This is a genomic window from Sphaerotilus sulfidivorans, assembly GCF_013426975.1.
Classification (GTDB): Bacteria; Pseudomonadota; Gammaproteobacteria; order Burkholderiales; family Burkholderiaceae_C; genus Sphaerotilus; species Sphaerotilus sulfidivorans.
Window position 1 is genome coordinate 107,517 of sequence record NZ_JACCPY010000009.1, and the last position, 13,501, is coordinate 121,017.

The 13,501-nt window shown below is 68.7% G+C and carries 11 protein-coding genes and 1 tRNA gene; 10 read left to right on the top strand and 2 right to left on the bottom strand.

Annotated features, from left to right (window positions below; genetic code table 11):
- Position 1: 1 nt before the first annotated feature.
- The 5 genes from HZU84_RS08155 (at position 2) to tcuB (ending at position 5,725) form a co-directional block, all read left to right on the top strand.
- Positions 2-964 carry a tripartite tricarboxylate transporter substrate binding protein gene (locus HZU84_RS08155; protein WP_149503835.1) on the top strand — a complete coding sequence of 321 codons (963 nt, stop codon included), beginning with the start codon at positions 2-4 and terminating at the stop codon, positions 962-964.
- Between the two features lie 159 nt (positions 965-1,123).
- On the top strand, positions 1,124-2,050 hold the full coding sequence (locus HZU84_RS08160) for a LysR family transcriptional regulator (RefSeq protein WP_149503836.1): 927 nt from the start codon (positions 1,124-1,126) through the stop codon (positions 2,048-2,050).
- Between the two features lie 113 nt (positions 2,051-2,163).
- A complete protein-coding gene (locus HZU84_RS08165) occupies positions 2,164-3,141 on the top strand; it encodes a Bug family tripartite tricarboxylate transporter substrate binding protein (RefSeq protein WP_149503837.1) in 978 nt (325 codons plus the stop codon).
- A 9-nt stretch (positions 3,142-3,150) separates the two neighbouring features.
- Entirely contained in the window at positions 3,151-4,572 is a 1,422-nt protein-coding gene (tcuA, locus tag HZU84_RS08170) for an FAD-dependent tricarballylate dehydrogenase TcuA (RefSeq protein WP_149503838.1), read from the top strand.
- Positions 4,559-5,725, top strand: a complete 1,167-nt coding sequence (gene tcuB / locus HZU84_RS08175) for a tricarballylate utilization 4Fe-4S protein TcuB (protein ID WP_149503839.1) — start codon at positions 4,559-4,561, stop codon at positions 5,723-5,725. Before tcuA ends, tcuB begins: the two co-directional genes overlap by 14 nt.
- Positions 5,726-5,734: 9 nt before the next feature.
- Here the strand turns inward: tcuB and HZU84_RS08180 are convergent, their stop codons facing one another.
- Both HZU84_RS08180 and ppa read right to left on the bottom strand, forming a co-directional pair.
- Positions 5,735-7,522, bottom strand: coding sequence for an ABC transporter ATP-binding protein/permease (locus HZU84_RS08180; protein ID WP_149503840.1), 1,788 nt, complete (start codon positions 7,520-7,522; stop codon positions 5,735-5,737).
- A 71-nt stretch (positions 7,523-7,593) separates the two neighbouring features.
- Positions 7,594-8,118 (bottom strand): inorganic diphosphatase, encoded by a 525-nt coding sequence (ppa, locus tag HZU84_RS08185; RefSeq protein WP_149503841.1) that lies wholly within the window; start codon positions 8,116-8,118, stop codon positions 7,594-7,596.
- A 399-nt stretch (positions 8,119-8,517) separates the two neighbouring features.
- Between ppa and HZU84_RS08190 the strand changes: the two genes are divergently transcribed.
- The 5 genes from HZU84_RS08190 to HZU84_RS08210 all read left to right on the top strand — a co-directional run.
- Positions 8,518-9,984 (top strand): polyhydroxyalkanoate depolymerase, encoded by a 1,467-nt coding sequence (locus HZU84_RS08190; protein WP_149503842.1) that lies wholly within the window; start codon positions 8,518-8,520, stop codon positions 9,982-9,984.
- Between the two features lie 58 nt (positions 9,985-10,042).
- Positions 10,043-10,705: an electron transport complex subunit RsxB gene (rsxB, locus tag HZU84_RS08195; protein WP_149503843.1), complete on the top strand. Its 663-nt coding sequence runs from the start codon at positions 10,043-10,045 to the stop codon at positions 10,703-10,705.
- Between the two features lie 25 nt (positions 10,706-10,730).
- Positions 10,731-10,806: transfer RNA gene (locus HZU84_RS08200), tRNA-Ala, on the top strand.
- 183 nt (positions 10,807-10,989) lie between these two features.
- The gene (locus HZU84_RS08205) at positions 10,990-12,279 is read left to right on the top strand and encodes a tyrosine-type recombinase/integrase (protein WP_149503844.1); all 1,290 of its coding nucleotides are present in this window, start codon (positions 10,990-10,992) and stop codon (positions 12,277-12,279) included.
- Positions 12,280-13,162: 883 nt separating this feature from the next.
- Positions 13,163-13,501: hypothetical protein (locus HZU84_RS08210; RefSeq protein ID WP_219340894.1), on the top strand; the 339-nt coding region annotated here is incomplete at its 3' end.

Here is a 13,501-nt window from a genome sequence, read left to right on the forward strand (position 1 = left end):
CATGACGAAACATCTGATTCCCGCCGCCCTGGCCGCCGTGCTGGCTGCAGCAGCCCCGATCGCCCAGGCCTTCCCGGAGAAGACGATCACGATCGTGGTGCCGACCGCCGCGGGCGGCGGCAACGACGCGATGGCCCGCACCATCGCCCAGAAGCTGGGCCCGCTGCTCGGCCAGACCGTCATCATCGACAACCGCGCCGGTGCCAACGGCTCGATCGCCAGCGAGTTCGTCGCGCGCGCTCCGGCCGACGGCCACACGCTGATGCTCGGCTACATCGCCACCCACGCGATGAACCCGGCGCTGCAGAAGCTGCGCTACGACCCGGTGGCGGACTTCGCCCCCATCGGTCTGGTCGGCTATTCGCCGACGCTGATGGTGGCCAACACCAACACACCGTTCAAGGACGTCAAGGACCTGATCGCCCAGCTCAAGGCCAAGCCTGACCGGTATGCCTATGCCTCGGCCGGCAACGGCACCGCACCGCACTTCGCCGCCGAGCTGTTCAAGCTCAGCGCCGGCGTGGAGATGCTGGGCGTGCCCTACAAGGGCGCGGCACCCGCGGTGAGCGACACCATCGGCGGCCAGACGCAGGTGATGTTCCCGAGCCTGTTCACCGGCGCGCCGCATGTCAAGAGCGGCAAGCTCAAGGGCCTGGCGATTGCCGGCCCGAAGCGCTCGCCGCTGCTGCCGGAGGTGCCGACGCTGAAGGAGCTGGGCGTCAACGGCGTGGACGTGCAGCAGTGGTATGCGGTCTTCGCACCGGGCAAGACGCCCAAGCCGGTGGTCGAGAAGCTGAACAAGGCGCTCAACCAGGTGCTCAACGACAAGGAGGTGATCAAGCGCATCGAGGATCACGGCGCCGACGTCGAGACCAGCACGCCCGAGCAGCTCGGCGACATGGTCAAGTCCGAGCTGGGCAAGTGGAAGGACGTGGTGCAGAAGGCCAGGCTCACGGCAGACTGATCCGGCTTGCAGCACATGCCCGCCGGACGCGGCAACCGCACGGAGAAACGACGTGCGAGCCACCCTGTATATGATCCGGCAAACGATCCGGACCAGCCCGGCGTGATGGTGGACCGGGGGCTCGCCCGGTCGGCCTGACGCTGGCACGACGACGCGACCATGGAACTCCGCCAGCTCCGCTATTTCATCCGCGTCGTCGAACTCGGCAGCATGGGCCGCGCGGCGGTGGAGCTGGGTGTCGTCACCTCGGCCCTGAGCCAGCAGATCAGCCGGCTGGAGAGCGAGCTGTCGACGCGGCTGCTGCAGCGCAGCGCCACCGGCGTGCGGCCGACCGACGCCGGCGTGGCCTTCTGGCGCCAGGCGCAGCTCGTGCTGCGCCATGCCGACGAGGCCGCCCGAGCCGCGCAGCAGGCGCGGCTGTCGGGCCATGTCAGCGTCGGGCTGGCGCCGTCGACCGCGGCCGTGCTCGGCCTGCCGCTGATGCAGGCGATGCGCACGCGCTATCCGGATGTGCGGCTGCACCTGGTCGAGAGCCTGTCGGGACATCTGACGCAGATGCTCCATGCACGCCAGCTCGACCTCGCCGTGCTGTTCCGGTCGGAGGCGGCCCGACGCTGGAGCGTGATGCCGCTGCTCGACGAGGCGCTGTTCGTCATCGGCCCGGCATCGCTGCCCGGCCTGCCGCCGGGCGAGACCGCGGCGCTGGAGAGCCTGGGCTCGCTGCCGCTGATCCTGCCCAGCGGACCGCACGGGCTGCGGGCGCTGCTCGAACAGTCGTTCCAGCGAGCCGGCCTGGTGCCCTGCATCGCCGCGGAGATCGACGGACTGGCGCTGCTGATGGACGCCGTCCGTGCCGGGCTGGGCGCGACGATCCAGCCGGGGTCCGCAGCGGCCCGACTGCCACAGGCCACGCTGCGGCTGATTCCGGTCGCAGAGCTTCATGCACGACGGCCCAGTCTGCTGGTGAGCCTGTCGGACGACGAACTCTCCCCCGCAGCGCTGGCCACCCGGGTCACGCTGACCGACGTGGTACGCACGCTGGTGCGAGAAGGCCGCTGGCCGGGCGCCTGTCTTCACGATCACTGAAGACCTCTTGCCGGTGTCGCTCTGGCCTGCGGGCCGGTGACTTCCTACATTGAAACGAGTCCGTCGCGAGCCGATCCCGCTGGCGCGACCCATTCCAACGAGGAGACACCGCCATGCCCATTGCCCGTCGCCAATTCCTGTGCACCTCGGCTGCGCTCGCGCTGCCCGCGGCCGCCCAGCCCTCCGCCTCCGGATGGCCGAAGCAGTCGATCCGCTTCGTCGTGCCGTTCGCGCCCGGAGGCACATCGGAAATCGTCGCGCGCACCGTCGCCCATGAGCTGACGAAGCAGCTCGGCCAGACCGTCTTCGTGGACAACCGAGGCGGCGGCGCCGGCCTGCCGGCGATGCAGGAGGTGGCCAAGGCGGCGCCGGACGGCCACACCCTCATCCTCGGCCATGTCGGCTCGCTGGCGGTGAACCCGTACATCTTCCCGAACCAGCCCTACGACGTGAACAAGGATTTTGTCCCCGTCACGCTGCTGGCGAAGGTGCCGAACCTGTTCGTGATCCATCCGGACGTGCCGGCGAAGGACTTCAGGGAGTTCGTCGCCCACGTGAAGAAAAACCCCGGCCGGCTCAACTACGGCTCAGCCGGCAATGCCAGCGCCGGCCACCTGGCGATGGAATACCTGAAGCTGGTGACCGGCATGTTCATGACGCACATTCCCTACCGCGACACCGGCCCGCAGCTCACCGATCTGCTCGCCGGGCGCACGCAGGCCAGTTCGGCCGGACTGCCTGCGATGCTGCCCTACATCAAGTCGGGCAAGCTGCGCGCCATCGCGGTGGGCACGCCGCAGCGGCTGGCAGCGCTGCCGGACGTGCCGACGGTCGCCGAAATGGGCTTCAAGGATTTCGAGACCTCGCAGTGGTACGGCATCCTGGCGCCTGCCGGCACGCCGGCCGACATCGTGAGAAAGCTCCAGGAGGAATCGCTGAAGGCGCTGAAGTCGAATGCGGTGACCGAGCGCTTCACCGCCGATGGCGCGACGGGCGGCGGCGGGCCTTCGAGTGAGTTCGCCGCCTACATCGCGCAGCAGCAGAAGATCTGGAAAGAGATCGTCCGACGTGCGGGCATCAAGGCGGACTGAGGGGGCGACATGGTCGATGTGCTCGTGATCGGCGGCGGCAACGCCGCACTGTGCGCCGCGCTGATGGCGCGCGAGGCCGGCGCCTCGGTGCTGCTGCTCGAGGCGGCGCCACGCGCCTGGCGCGGCGGCAACTCCAGCCACACCCGCAACCTGCGCTGCATGCACGACGCGCCGCAGGACGTGCTGGTCGAGGCCTACCCGGAAGAGGAGTTCTGGCAGGACCTGCTGAAGGTCACCGCCGGCAAGACCGACGAGCACCTGGCCCGGCTGGTCATCCGCGCCTCGTCGAACTGCCGCGACTGGATGCGCTCGCATGGCGTGCATTTCCAGCCGTCGCTGTCCGGCGCGCTGCACACGGCGCGCACCAACGCCTTCTTCATGGGCGGCGGCAAGGCGCTGGTCAATGCCTACTACCGCAGCGCCGAGCGGCTGGGCGTGCAGATCCGCTACGAGGCGCCGGTCGACCGGATCGAGCTGGACGGCGACCGCTTCGTCGCCGCGTGGATCGGTCAGGAGCGCATCGCGGCACGGTCGTGCGTGCTGGCCTGCGGCGGCTTCGAGTCGGACCGGGGCTGGCTGCGCGAGGCCTGGGGCCAGAACGCCCGCGGCGAGTGGCCGGCGGACAACTTCCTGATCCGCGGCACCCGCTTCAACCAGGGCACGCTGCTGCGCGAGATGCTCGCCCACGGCGCGGACCCGATCGGCGACGCCACGCAGGCGCACATGGTCGCCATCGACGCCCGCGCCCCGCTCTACGACGGCGGCATCTGCACCCGCATCGACTGCGTGTCGCTGGGCGTCGTCGTCAACCGCGAGGCGCAGCGCTTCCACGACGAGGGCGAGGACTTCTGGCCCAAGCGCTACGCGATCTGGGGCCGGCTCGTCGCCCAGCAGCCGGGCCAGATCGCGCACTGCGTGATCGATGCCAAGGCGATCGGGCGCTTCATGCCCCCGGTCTTTCCCGGCTGCAAGGCCGACACGCTGCCCGACCTCGCCCGCCAGCTCGGCCTGGACGAAGCCACCTTCATGCAGACCCTCGACGACTACAACCGCGCCTGCCGCGTCGGCACCTTCGATCACACCCGGCTCGACGACTGCCACACCGAAGGCGTCGCCCCCGCCAAGACCCACTGGGCACGACCGATCGACACGCCGCCCTTCCACGGCTACACGCTGCGCCCGGGCGTGACCTTCACCTACCTCGGGCTGAAGACCGACGACCAGGCGGCGGTGCATTTCGGTGGTCGGCCGAGCGACAACCTGTTCGTGGCCGGCGAGATGATGGCCGGCAACGTGCTCGGCCAGGGCTACACGGCCGGCGTGGGCATGTCGATCGGCACGGCGTTCGGCCGCATCGCCGGCACATCGGCGGCGCGCAGCGCGCTGGCTGGACGGGGACAACGTCAGGGAGCTGTCCATGCAGACGCTTGAGGCACTGACCCGCGACGCGCTGGCGCTCGGGCGCGGCGAGTTCGTCCCCGCCACGCCGCAGACCGACGAGGTGGCGCGCGTGATGGGCATCTGCAACGCCTGCCGCTACTGCGAGGGCTTCTGCGCGGTGTTCCCGGCGATGACGCGGCGGCTGGCCTTCGATCCGGCCGACGCGCATTACCTCGCCAACCTCTGCCACAACTGCGGTGCCTGCCTGCACGCCTGCCAGTACGCGCCACCGCACGAGTTCGCGCTGAACGTGCCGCGGGCGATGGCACAGGTGCGCATGACGACCTATGCCGACCATGCCTGGCCGGCCGCCTTCGGCGCGCTGTACCGACGCAACGGGCTGACGGTGGCGCTGGCGCTGGCGGCCGGTCTGGCGCTGTTCGGACTGCTGGTGCTGGCGCTGCACGGCCGGCTGTGGCATGCCCCGCTGGCTGGCGATTTCTACGCCGTGCTGCCGCACGGGCTGATGGTGGCGCTGTTCGCGCCGGTGTTCGGCTGGGCGGTGCTGGCGCTGGGCATGGGCGTGCGGCGCTTCTGGCGCGGGGTGACGCCGGGGGGCGAGATGCCGGGCGCAGCGGTGATCGAGGCGACGCACGACGCGCTGCGCCTGCGCTATCTCGACGGCGGACACGGCCAGGGCTGCCACGATGCCGACGACCGCACGACCCACTGGCGCCGCCGCTTCCACCATCTGACGGCAGGAGGCTTCGGGCTGTGCTTCGCCTCCACGACGATCGCCACGCTCTACCACTACCTGCTGGGGCTGCAGGCGCCCTACCCTGTCACCAGCCTGCCGGTGCTGCTCGGAACCGCGGGCGGCTTCGGGCTGCTGGTCGGGCCGGCCGGACTGCTGTGGCTGAACCTGCGCCGCGACCCGCTGCACGGCGACCCGCGGCAGCGCCCGATGGACCGCGCCTTTCTGATGCTGCTGTTCCTGGTGAGCCTGACCGGTCTGGCCCTGCTGGCCGGGCGCGAGACCGGCGCGATGGCCGCGCTGCTGGTGGTGCACCTCGGGACGGTGATGGCGCTGTTCCTGACCTTGCCCTACGGCAAGTTCGCGCACGCGGTCTACCGCGGGGCGGCGCTGCTGAAATATGCGGTGGAGCGGCGCCGACCCGACCGGATCGGCCTGGGGGACGCGTGATCCCGACCCTCAGGGCGCGCCCAGCTGCCAGCTGCCGTCGCGCGCCAGCGTCAGCGCCTGGTCGTGGAAGGCCGCCAGCGTCTCGCGGTGGCCGACGCTGACCAGTACCGTCTGCGGCAGCCCGCTGCGCAGCAGCCGGTACAGGCCGTGCTCCAGACCGGTGTCGGTGGCGGAGGTGGCCTCGTCGAGGAAGACGATCGCCGGCCGGTTCGCCAGCACCCGGCCGAAGGCCAGACGCTGCTGTTCGCCCGGCGAGAGCACCTGCGACCAGTCCTGCGCCAGGTCGAGCTGGCGGGCCAGGTGGCCGAGCTGCACCTGCTCGAGGATCTGCGCGGCGCGTGCCGGATCGAGCGACGCGGCCTCGGCCGGATAGGCCAGCGCCGCCGACAGCGTGCCGATCGGCAGGTAGGGACGCTGCGACAGGAACAGGCAGGCCGAGCCCTGGGGACGGGCGGCCTGCCCGTCCGAGAACGGCCACAGGCCGGCGAGCGTGCGCAGCAGCGTCGTCTTGCCCGAGCCCGAGGGGCCGCGGATCAGCAGCGCGCTGCCGGCCGGCAGCGCCAGCGACAGGTCGGCGGTCAGCACCTGGCCGTCGGGGCGGCGCACCGTCAGATGCTCGATCGTCAGTCCCTGCGCCTGCTCGGCCAGCGCCGGCAGCGCCAGGCGGGACGACGCGCGCACGTTCTGCTCGAAACCGCTCAGGCGCTCGAGCACCGCGCGGTAGCCGGCGAAGCTGTCGTAGGAGGTGCGGAAGAAGGACAGCGCCTCCTCGACCTGGCCGAAGGCCTGGCTGGTCTGCATCACGTCGCCGAGCTTGATCGTGCCGGCAAACAGGCGCGGCGCCTGGATGATGAAGGGGAAGACCACCGCGATCTGGCTGATCGTCAGGTTGTAGCCGTCGAACTTCAGCGTGCGCCACAGCGTGTCCCAGGCGTTGCCGATGACCGCGGCGAAGCTCGCCAGCAGGCCGCGGCGCTCGACCGCCTCGCCGCGGTAGAGCGCGATGCTCTCGCCGTACTCGCGCAGGCGCACCAGCAGGTAGCGGTAGTTCGCGGTCAGCTTCTCGTTCATGAAGTTCAGCCCGATCAGCGGCCGGCCGATCCAGAACGCGAACACCGACGCGCCGATCACGTACAGATAGACCAGGAACACCATCGCGCGCGGAATCTCGGTGCCGGCCACCGTCATCGGCGCCGAGAGATTCCACAGGATGCCGGTGAACTCGTACATCGACACCACCGCGCCGACCAGGCCCATCGACAGCGCCAGCGTGGTCGTCACCAGCGTGGTCACGTCCTGCTGGATGCGCTGGTCGGGGTTGTCGACGGCCGGCTCGGCAAAGCGGCCGAGGTAGTAGGACTGGCCCTGCAGCCACTCGCCGACGGTGCGGTCATTGAGCCACTGGCGCCAGTGGATGGTGAAGGCGCCGCGGATGTAGCTGCTGAGCACCGCACGCACCACATGGATCGTCGCCAGGATGCCGAAGAGCTGCATGCCGAACCAGAAGCCCTTCTGGTCGAGCGCCTGCAGCGCGCTGTAGAACTCGTTGTACCAGTACGAGAACACCACGTTCATGCGCACCGTGAACAGCACGAACAGCAGCATCAGCGCCACGCCGCCGAGCGGCCGCCAGGAGCGCCGCGGCGAGAAGTAGGCCCCGGTGAGCGACCAGAACTGCCGCCCCCACACCGTCGCTCGCGCCAGCAGCGCCATCACCGCGACGAAGACCACCAGCGTGATCGCGTAGGCCTTGGCCACCCAGATCGCGCTGTTCAGAAGTTCCTGGTTCCAGTTCATGCGCCTAGTCTACGGGCGAAAAAAAGGGAGCCCGGCGGGCTCCCCTTCTTCGCGGCGAGGCGCTCAGGCCATCACTTGGCGGCCAGACGCTCGACGCCGCTGCTGATCTCGGCACGGGCGGCTTCGGCATCGGCCCAGCCGGTGACCTTGACCCACTTGCCCTTCTCCAGATCCTTGTAGTGTTCGAAGAAGTGCTGGATGCGCGCCAGGATCAGCGGATCGACGTCGGCGTGCGACTTGATGCCGGCGTAGGTCGGCAGGATCTTCTCGGTCGGCACGGCCAGCACCTTGGCGTCCTGGCCCGACTCGTCTTCCATGTTCAGCACGCCGATGGCGCGGCAGGGCACGACCGAGCCCGGCACCAGCGGGAAGGGCGTCAGCACCAGCACGTCGACCGGGTCACCGTCGAGCGACAGGGTCTGCGGCACATAGCCGTAGTTGCACGGGTAGTGCATCGCGGTGCCCATGAAACGGTCCACGAACAGCGCGCCGGTTTCCTTGTCGACTTCGTACTTGACAGGGTCGGAGTTCGCCGGGATCTCGATGATCACGTTGAACTTGTCGGCGGTGCCGGGGGGGACGTTGAGCAGGCTCATGAGGTGGTTCCGGAAGTGTTGAATGAATGGGAAAGCCGAAAAGCCGTCGCGATTCTACGGGGCGCGCTTGCGTCGGCCTTGCGCCCGACGCGCAGGTCGTGGCGTCGTCGAACAGCATCGAACAGGCCAGCGGCCCGAAGACGTTGCGGCATCGCAACATCCGACCCACCGACCGGCCGCACTGTCCCGCAATGGAACAGCCAAGGTACCTGACAGACCTCATCCGGGGCCGAATGCCGGGAGGATGCCGCTGTAATTACGGGAATTGCCCGGTTGCCCCGCCTTGATCCTGCGCAGGATGATGCTGCGCAGCAATGCGGGCAAGCGTAGAATGCTGCACTGCAACATGAGCGGCTCGCCGCCCTGCCCCAGCCCCCACCGGATGCCCGAGGAATCGCGATGCTCTATCAGTTCTACGAAACCCAGCGCGCTCTGCTGAGCCCGTTCGCGGAGTTCGCCAGCGCCACCGCCAAGCTCTACAGCCATCCGCTGTCACCGTTTGCCCAGGCCCCCGGCTCCGAGCGCATGGCTGCCGGCTTCGACCTGCTTCACCGTCTGACCAAGGAATACGAGAAGCCGGCCTTCGGCATCACCGCGGTCAAGGTCGACGGCATCGACGTGGCCGTCCAGGAACAGGTGGTCGAGAATCGCCCCTTCTGCCGCCTGCTGCGCTTCAAGCGCTACACCGACAATGCGCAGATGCTCGAGCGCATGCGTGCGCAGCCGATCGTGCTGGTGGTGGCGCCGCTGTCGGGCCACCACTCGACGCTGCTGCGCGACACGGTGCGCACGCTGCTGCAGGACCACAAGGTCTACATCACCGACTGGGTCGACGCCCGCATGGTGCCGATGGAGGCCGGCAGCTTCCACCTGGCCGACTACATCGCCTACGTGCAGGACTTCATCCGCCTGCTCGGCCCCGAGGTCAACGTGATCTCGGTCTGCCAGCCCACCGTGCCGGTGCTGGCGGCGATCTCGCTGATGGCCTCGCGCGGCGAGACCACCCCGCGCACGATGACGATGATGGGCGGCCCGATCGACGCCCGAAAGAGCCCGACCGCGGTCAACAACCTGGCGATGAACCGCAACATCGAGTGGTTCGAGCACAACGTGATCTACCGCGTGCCGCAGAACTTCCCCGGCGCCGGCCGGCGCGTCTACCCGGGCTTCATGCAGCACACCGGCTTCGTCGCGATGAACCCGGACCGCCACGCCAACTCGCACTGGGACTATTTCCTGGACCTGGTGCGCGGCGACGACGACAGCGCCGAGGCGCATCGCCAGTTCTATGACGAGTACAACGCGGTGCTCGACATGGACGCCAACTACTACCTCGAGACGATCCGCACCGTCTTCCAGGACTTCTCGCTGGTCTACGGCACCTGGGTGGTCAACGGCGAGCCGGTGCGGCCGCAGGACATCCGCACCACCGCGCTGCTGACGGTCGAGGGCGAGCTCGACGACATTTCCGGCGCCGGCCAGACCGAGGCCGCACACGGCCTGTGCAGCGGCATTCCGGCAGAGCGCCGCGAGCACTACATCGTCAAGGGCGCCGGCCACTACGGCATCTTCTCCGGCCGCCGCTGGCGCGAGATGGCCTATCCGGAAGTGCGCAAGTTCATCCTCGAGCATCAGGCGCCGATGAAGGCGCCGACGGTGCAGGCCGAGCCGGCCGAGGTCGCACCGGCAGTCAGCGCCGAAGCACCTGTGGTCGAGGCCGTCTCGACGGTGGACGCCGACGCAGCAGCCGTCACGCAGACGACGGAACCCGTCGATGCGCCGGAAACCTCGACCGAAGCCTCGGTCGAGGAAGCGCCCGCAGCTGCCGCACCGGCCGCGCCGCGCCGCGGCAAGTCCCGCCGCTGAGTCCAGGGGATGGACGGGTGACGGACAATCGCGGTTTTTCCCGCGCCTGTCCGCCGCCATGCCGCCGCCCTCTCTCGCCGATCTGATCGATGACCTGCTGCCGCAGACCCAGTGCACCCGCTGCGGCCAGCCCGACTGCCGCGCCTATGCCGAAGCGGTGGCCGCAGGCACGATGGACATCAACCGCTGCCCGCCCGGCGGACGGGAAGGCATCGTCCGGCTGGCTGCACTGACCGGCCGGCCCGTGCAGCCGCTCGATCCCGAGTGCGGCATCGACGGCCCGCTCACGGTGGCGGTCATCGACGAGGCCTGGTGCATCGGCTGCACACTGTGCATCAAGGCCTGCCCGGTCGACTGCATCAGCGGCACGAACAAGCACATGCACACCGTCATCGAGGCCGACTGCACCGGCTGCGAGCTGTGCCTGCCAGCCTGCCCGGTCGACTGCATCTCGCTCGAGGTGGTCACGCCCGGGCGCAGCGGCTGGCAGGCCTGGACCCCGGAGCAGGCCGGTGCGGCACGTCAGCGCTACCAGGAGCGCAACGCGCGCCGCCAGCGCGCCGCCAGCCAGCAGGCCGAACGCCTCGAGCACAAGGCCCGGCACAAGCTCGAGCATCTGGCCGATCTGACCCGCAACACCGAGGTTCCCGGCGAGATCGACCGCAAGCGCGCGGTCATCGAAGCGGCCATGGCACGGGCGCGTTTGCAACGCTCGAAATGATCGTGCTAGAATTGCATTCTGCGTTGGGGGGGTAGCTCAGCTGGGAGAGCGTCGCGTTCGCAATGCGAAGGTCGGGAGTTCGATCCTCCTCCTCTCCACCAACAAACTATCCAAAGACTTCCAGCAAAGTCCAAGGAACATGGAAAAGCCCTAGAGAATCAACCCTCTAGGGCTTTTTTCTTGTCCAAGGCGGTGCGCTTGGTTCCGTCGTTGTCCGGGCCTGTCCTGCAAGAACATTTGCAAGAACTCCACAATGGGAGGAACTTCAAAGGAAAAGTTCTTGCATGGCTAGGAACCTCATTTCATCGGACACCACGATTCGCAGCATCAAGCCGGGCGACCCACGCAAGCGACTGAACGACGGCGAGGGGCTGCACCTGCTGCTGTTCGTGAAGGGGGGCGCCCACGGCTGGCGGATGGCGTACACATACGCGGGGCGGCGGAACGTCCTCAGTCTTGGCACCTACCCGGACACGACGCTTTCGGGCGCCCGCAAGAAGGCAGACGAAGCGCGGCGACTGCTGGCGGAAGGAATCGACCCGAGCGCGGCACGCAAGCAAGCCAAGACCGCCAACGCGCAAGCGCTGGAAGAAGTGCGCCGGGCAGACGAAGGGCTTCCACCGCTGGGAAGCTTTGAAGAGGTGGCGCGTTCCTGGTTCGATGTACAGCACGGCGACTGGGCGGCGACCTACGCTGACAAGGTGATTCGACGCCTTGAGCTGTACGTTTTCCCCTACATCGGGCGGCGCCCTGTCGGCGAGATCACCCCGCCTGAGCTGCTGGCCGTACTGCGCCGACTGGAGGCCCGCGGCGTGGTCGAGACGGCGCACCGTGTCCGGGACACCTGTTCTCAGGTGTTCCGGTTCGCAGTGGCTGAAGGTCGAGTAACCAGCGACCCGGCCCGCGACCTGGCAGGCGCCTTGAGAACGCACCAGACGAAACACATTCCCGCCATCACCGACCCGGCCCGCTTCGGCGAGCTGTTGCGGGCGATCGACGGATACCGCGGCATCCCGGCGACACGCGAGGGGCTGAAGCTGGCCGCGCTGCTGTTCCTTCGGCCTGGTGCTGAACTGCGGGCGGCGGAGTGGTCAGAGTTCGACCTTGACGCCGCGCTGTGGTCTGTGCCGGCCAGTCGGATGAAGCGGCGCAAGCATGCCAAGGAGAACGGTCCCCCTCACCTGGTCCCCCTGCCGCGTCAGGCCGTCGAGATCCTGCGGGAGCTGCACCGCCTGACAGGTCATCAGCAGTTCGTGTTTCAGGGGGTGCGGGATCGGTCCAAGACGATCAGTGAAAACACCCTGAACGCGGCCCTGTCCGCGCTGGGCTTCGCCCCGGATGAAATGCGGATGCACGGGTTCCGTGCTGCGGCACGCACGATGCTGGCCGAACGGCTGAACTTCGATGACAAGGTGATCGAGGCACAGCTAGCCCATGCTGTGCCGGATGCGCTGGGGCGTGCCTACAACAGGACGCAGTTCTTCGAGCAGCGCCGGGCGATGCTGCAGGCGTGGGCGGACTACCTGGACACGCTGCGCACGGGGGCGCAGGTGATACCGATCCGGGCAGCCTGAAGCCCCGCCCTTCCCTGGTGCCTGACTGGCGCCGCACCCTGCGGCTGTGACCTGCCGCACTGGCCGCACACCACCAGCCCGGCCCCGTGCCGGGCTTCGTCCATCTAGCTGGATTGGCCCGGCCACGCCGACGGGTTCCACGCTGCGCCGGGGGCGCGGCGCGGCGGGGGCTCTTTCGCGCTGGCCGTGGCTGTCTGGCAGGTGGCAGGCCCCATGCGATCGAATGGGCTGCATTCCCCTGCACGCCACCGGCCCGGCCTTGCGCCGGGCTTCGTCCATCTGGCTGTGTCTGTGCTGGGCATGGGCAGCCCTGCGCGTCGGCGGCAGGGTCTGTGCCTGGCTGCAGGCTGGATGCCTTCTGCCGTGCGCCGGGTAGCGGCGCGGCGGGGGCTTCTTTCGCGCTGCGTTTCCGTGCATGAGGCGATGACACGCACCAGAGCAACGAGGGGGGCGCCCTTCTTTTCAGAAAACGGGTGTGGATTGTGGAATCGGCCGTTCCAAGCGGATCAGTCCACGGAAAAAGACGGAGACACCCCATACAAATCAACCACTTAGAACGCTCTTACTTCTCTGTTACTTGTCGTGGAATCCTTGCGGACAACCTGTGGAAAAAGTGTGGAATGGTTCGGCAAGCGGTTCGGCGGCGGCCTGTCGGTCTGGGGAGGGGGGGTCAAATCTCTGCAGGTCCAAGACTGGAAACCGGCCCCTAGGCGGATTTTTATGGGGAAGAAAAACTACCCCCCCCGGGGGTTCGTTTCGCATGGCGGGAGCACCGACACCCCGCACGATCGGCCGCAGGTTCCGGCGATCGTTCACGGCTTTTCAACGTGCGGGCGGCCCTCTCTCCCTGGTGCTTGTCTTCGGTCTTCGCTGGAATCTGCGCGTGAAGAAACGCCCGGCCGCACGACAACCCGGCGAGGTGCGCAGGCGCCTGCGTTGTCCAATCCCGTCCAGCCAGCCACACCCGGCCACGTCGGCGAGCCGGGCGAGCACCTGGCCAGCGCCGGCCCGCTGCCGCTGCTGGACGTGCTCGGCGCCGGGCAGCCCCACCCCTGCGACTGCTGGCCGCGTCGGCGAGCCGGGCGAACACCTGGCCGACGCCGGCCCGCTGCCGCTGCTGGACGTGCTCGGCGCCGGGCGATCCCGACCCCTGCGACCTGCTGGCCACGCCCGCGAGCCGGGCGAGCACCTGGCCGACGCCGGCCCGCTGCCGCTGCTGGAC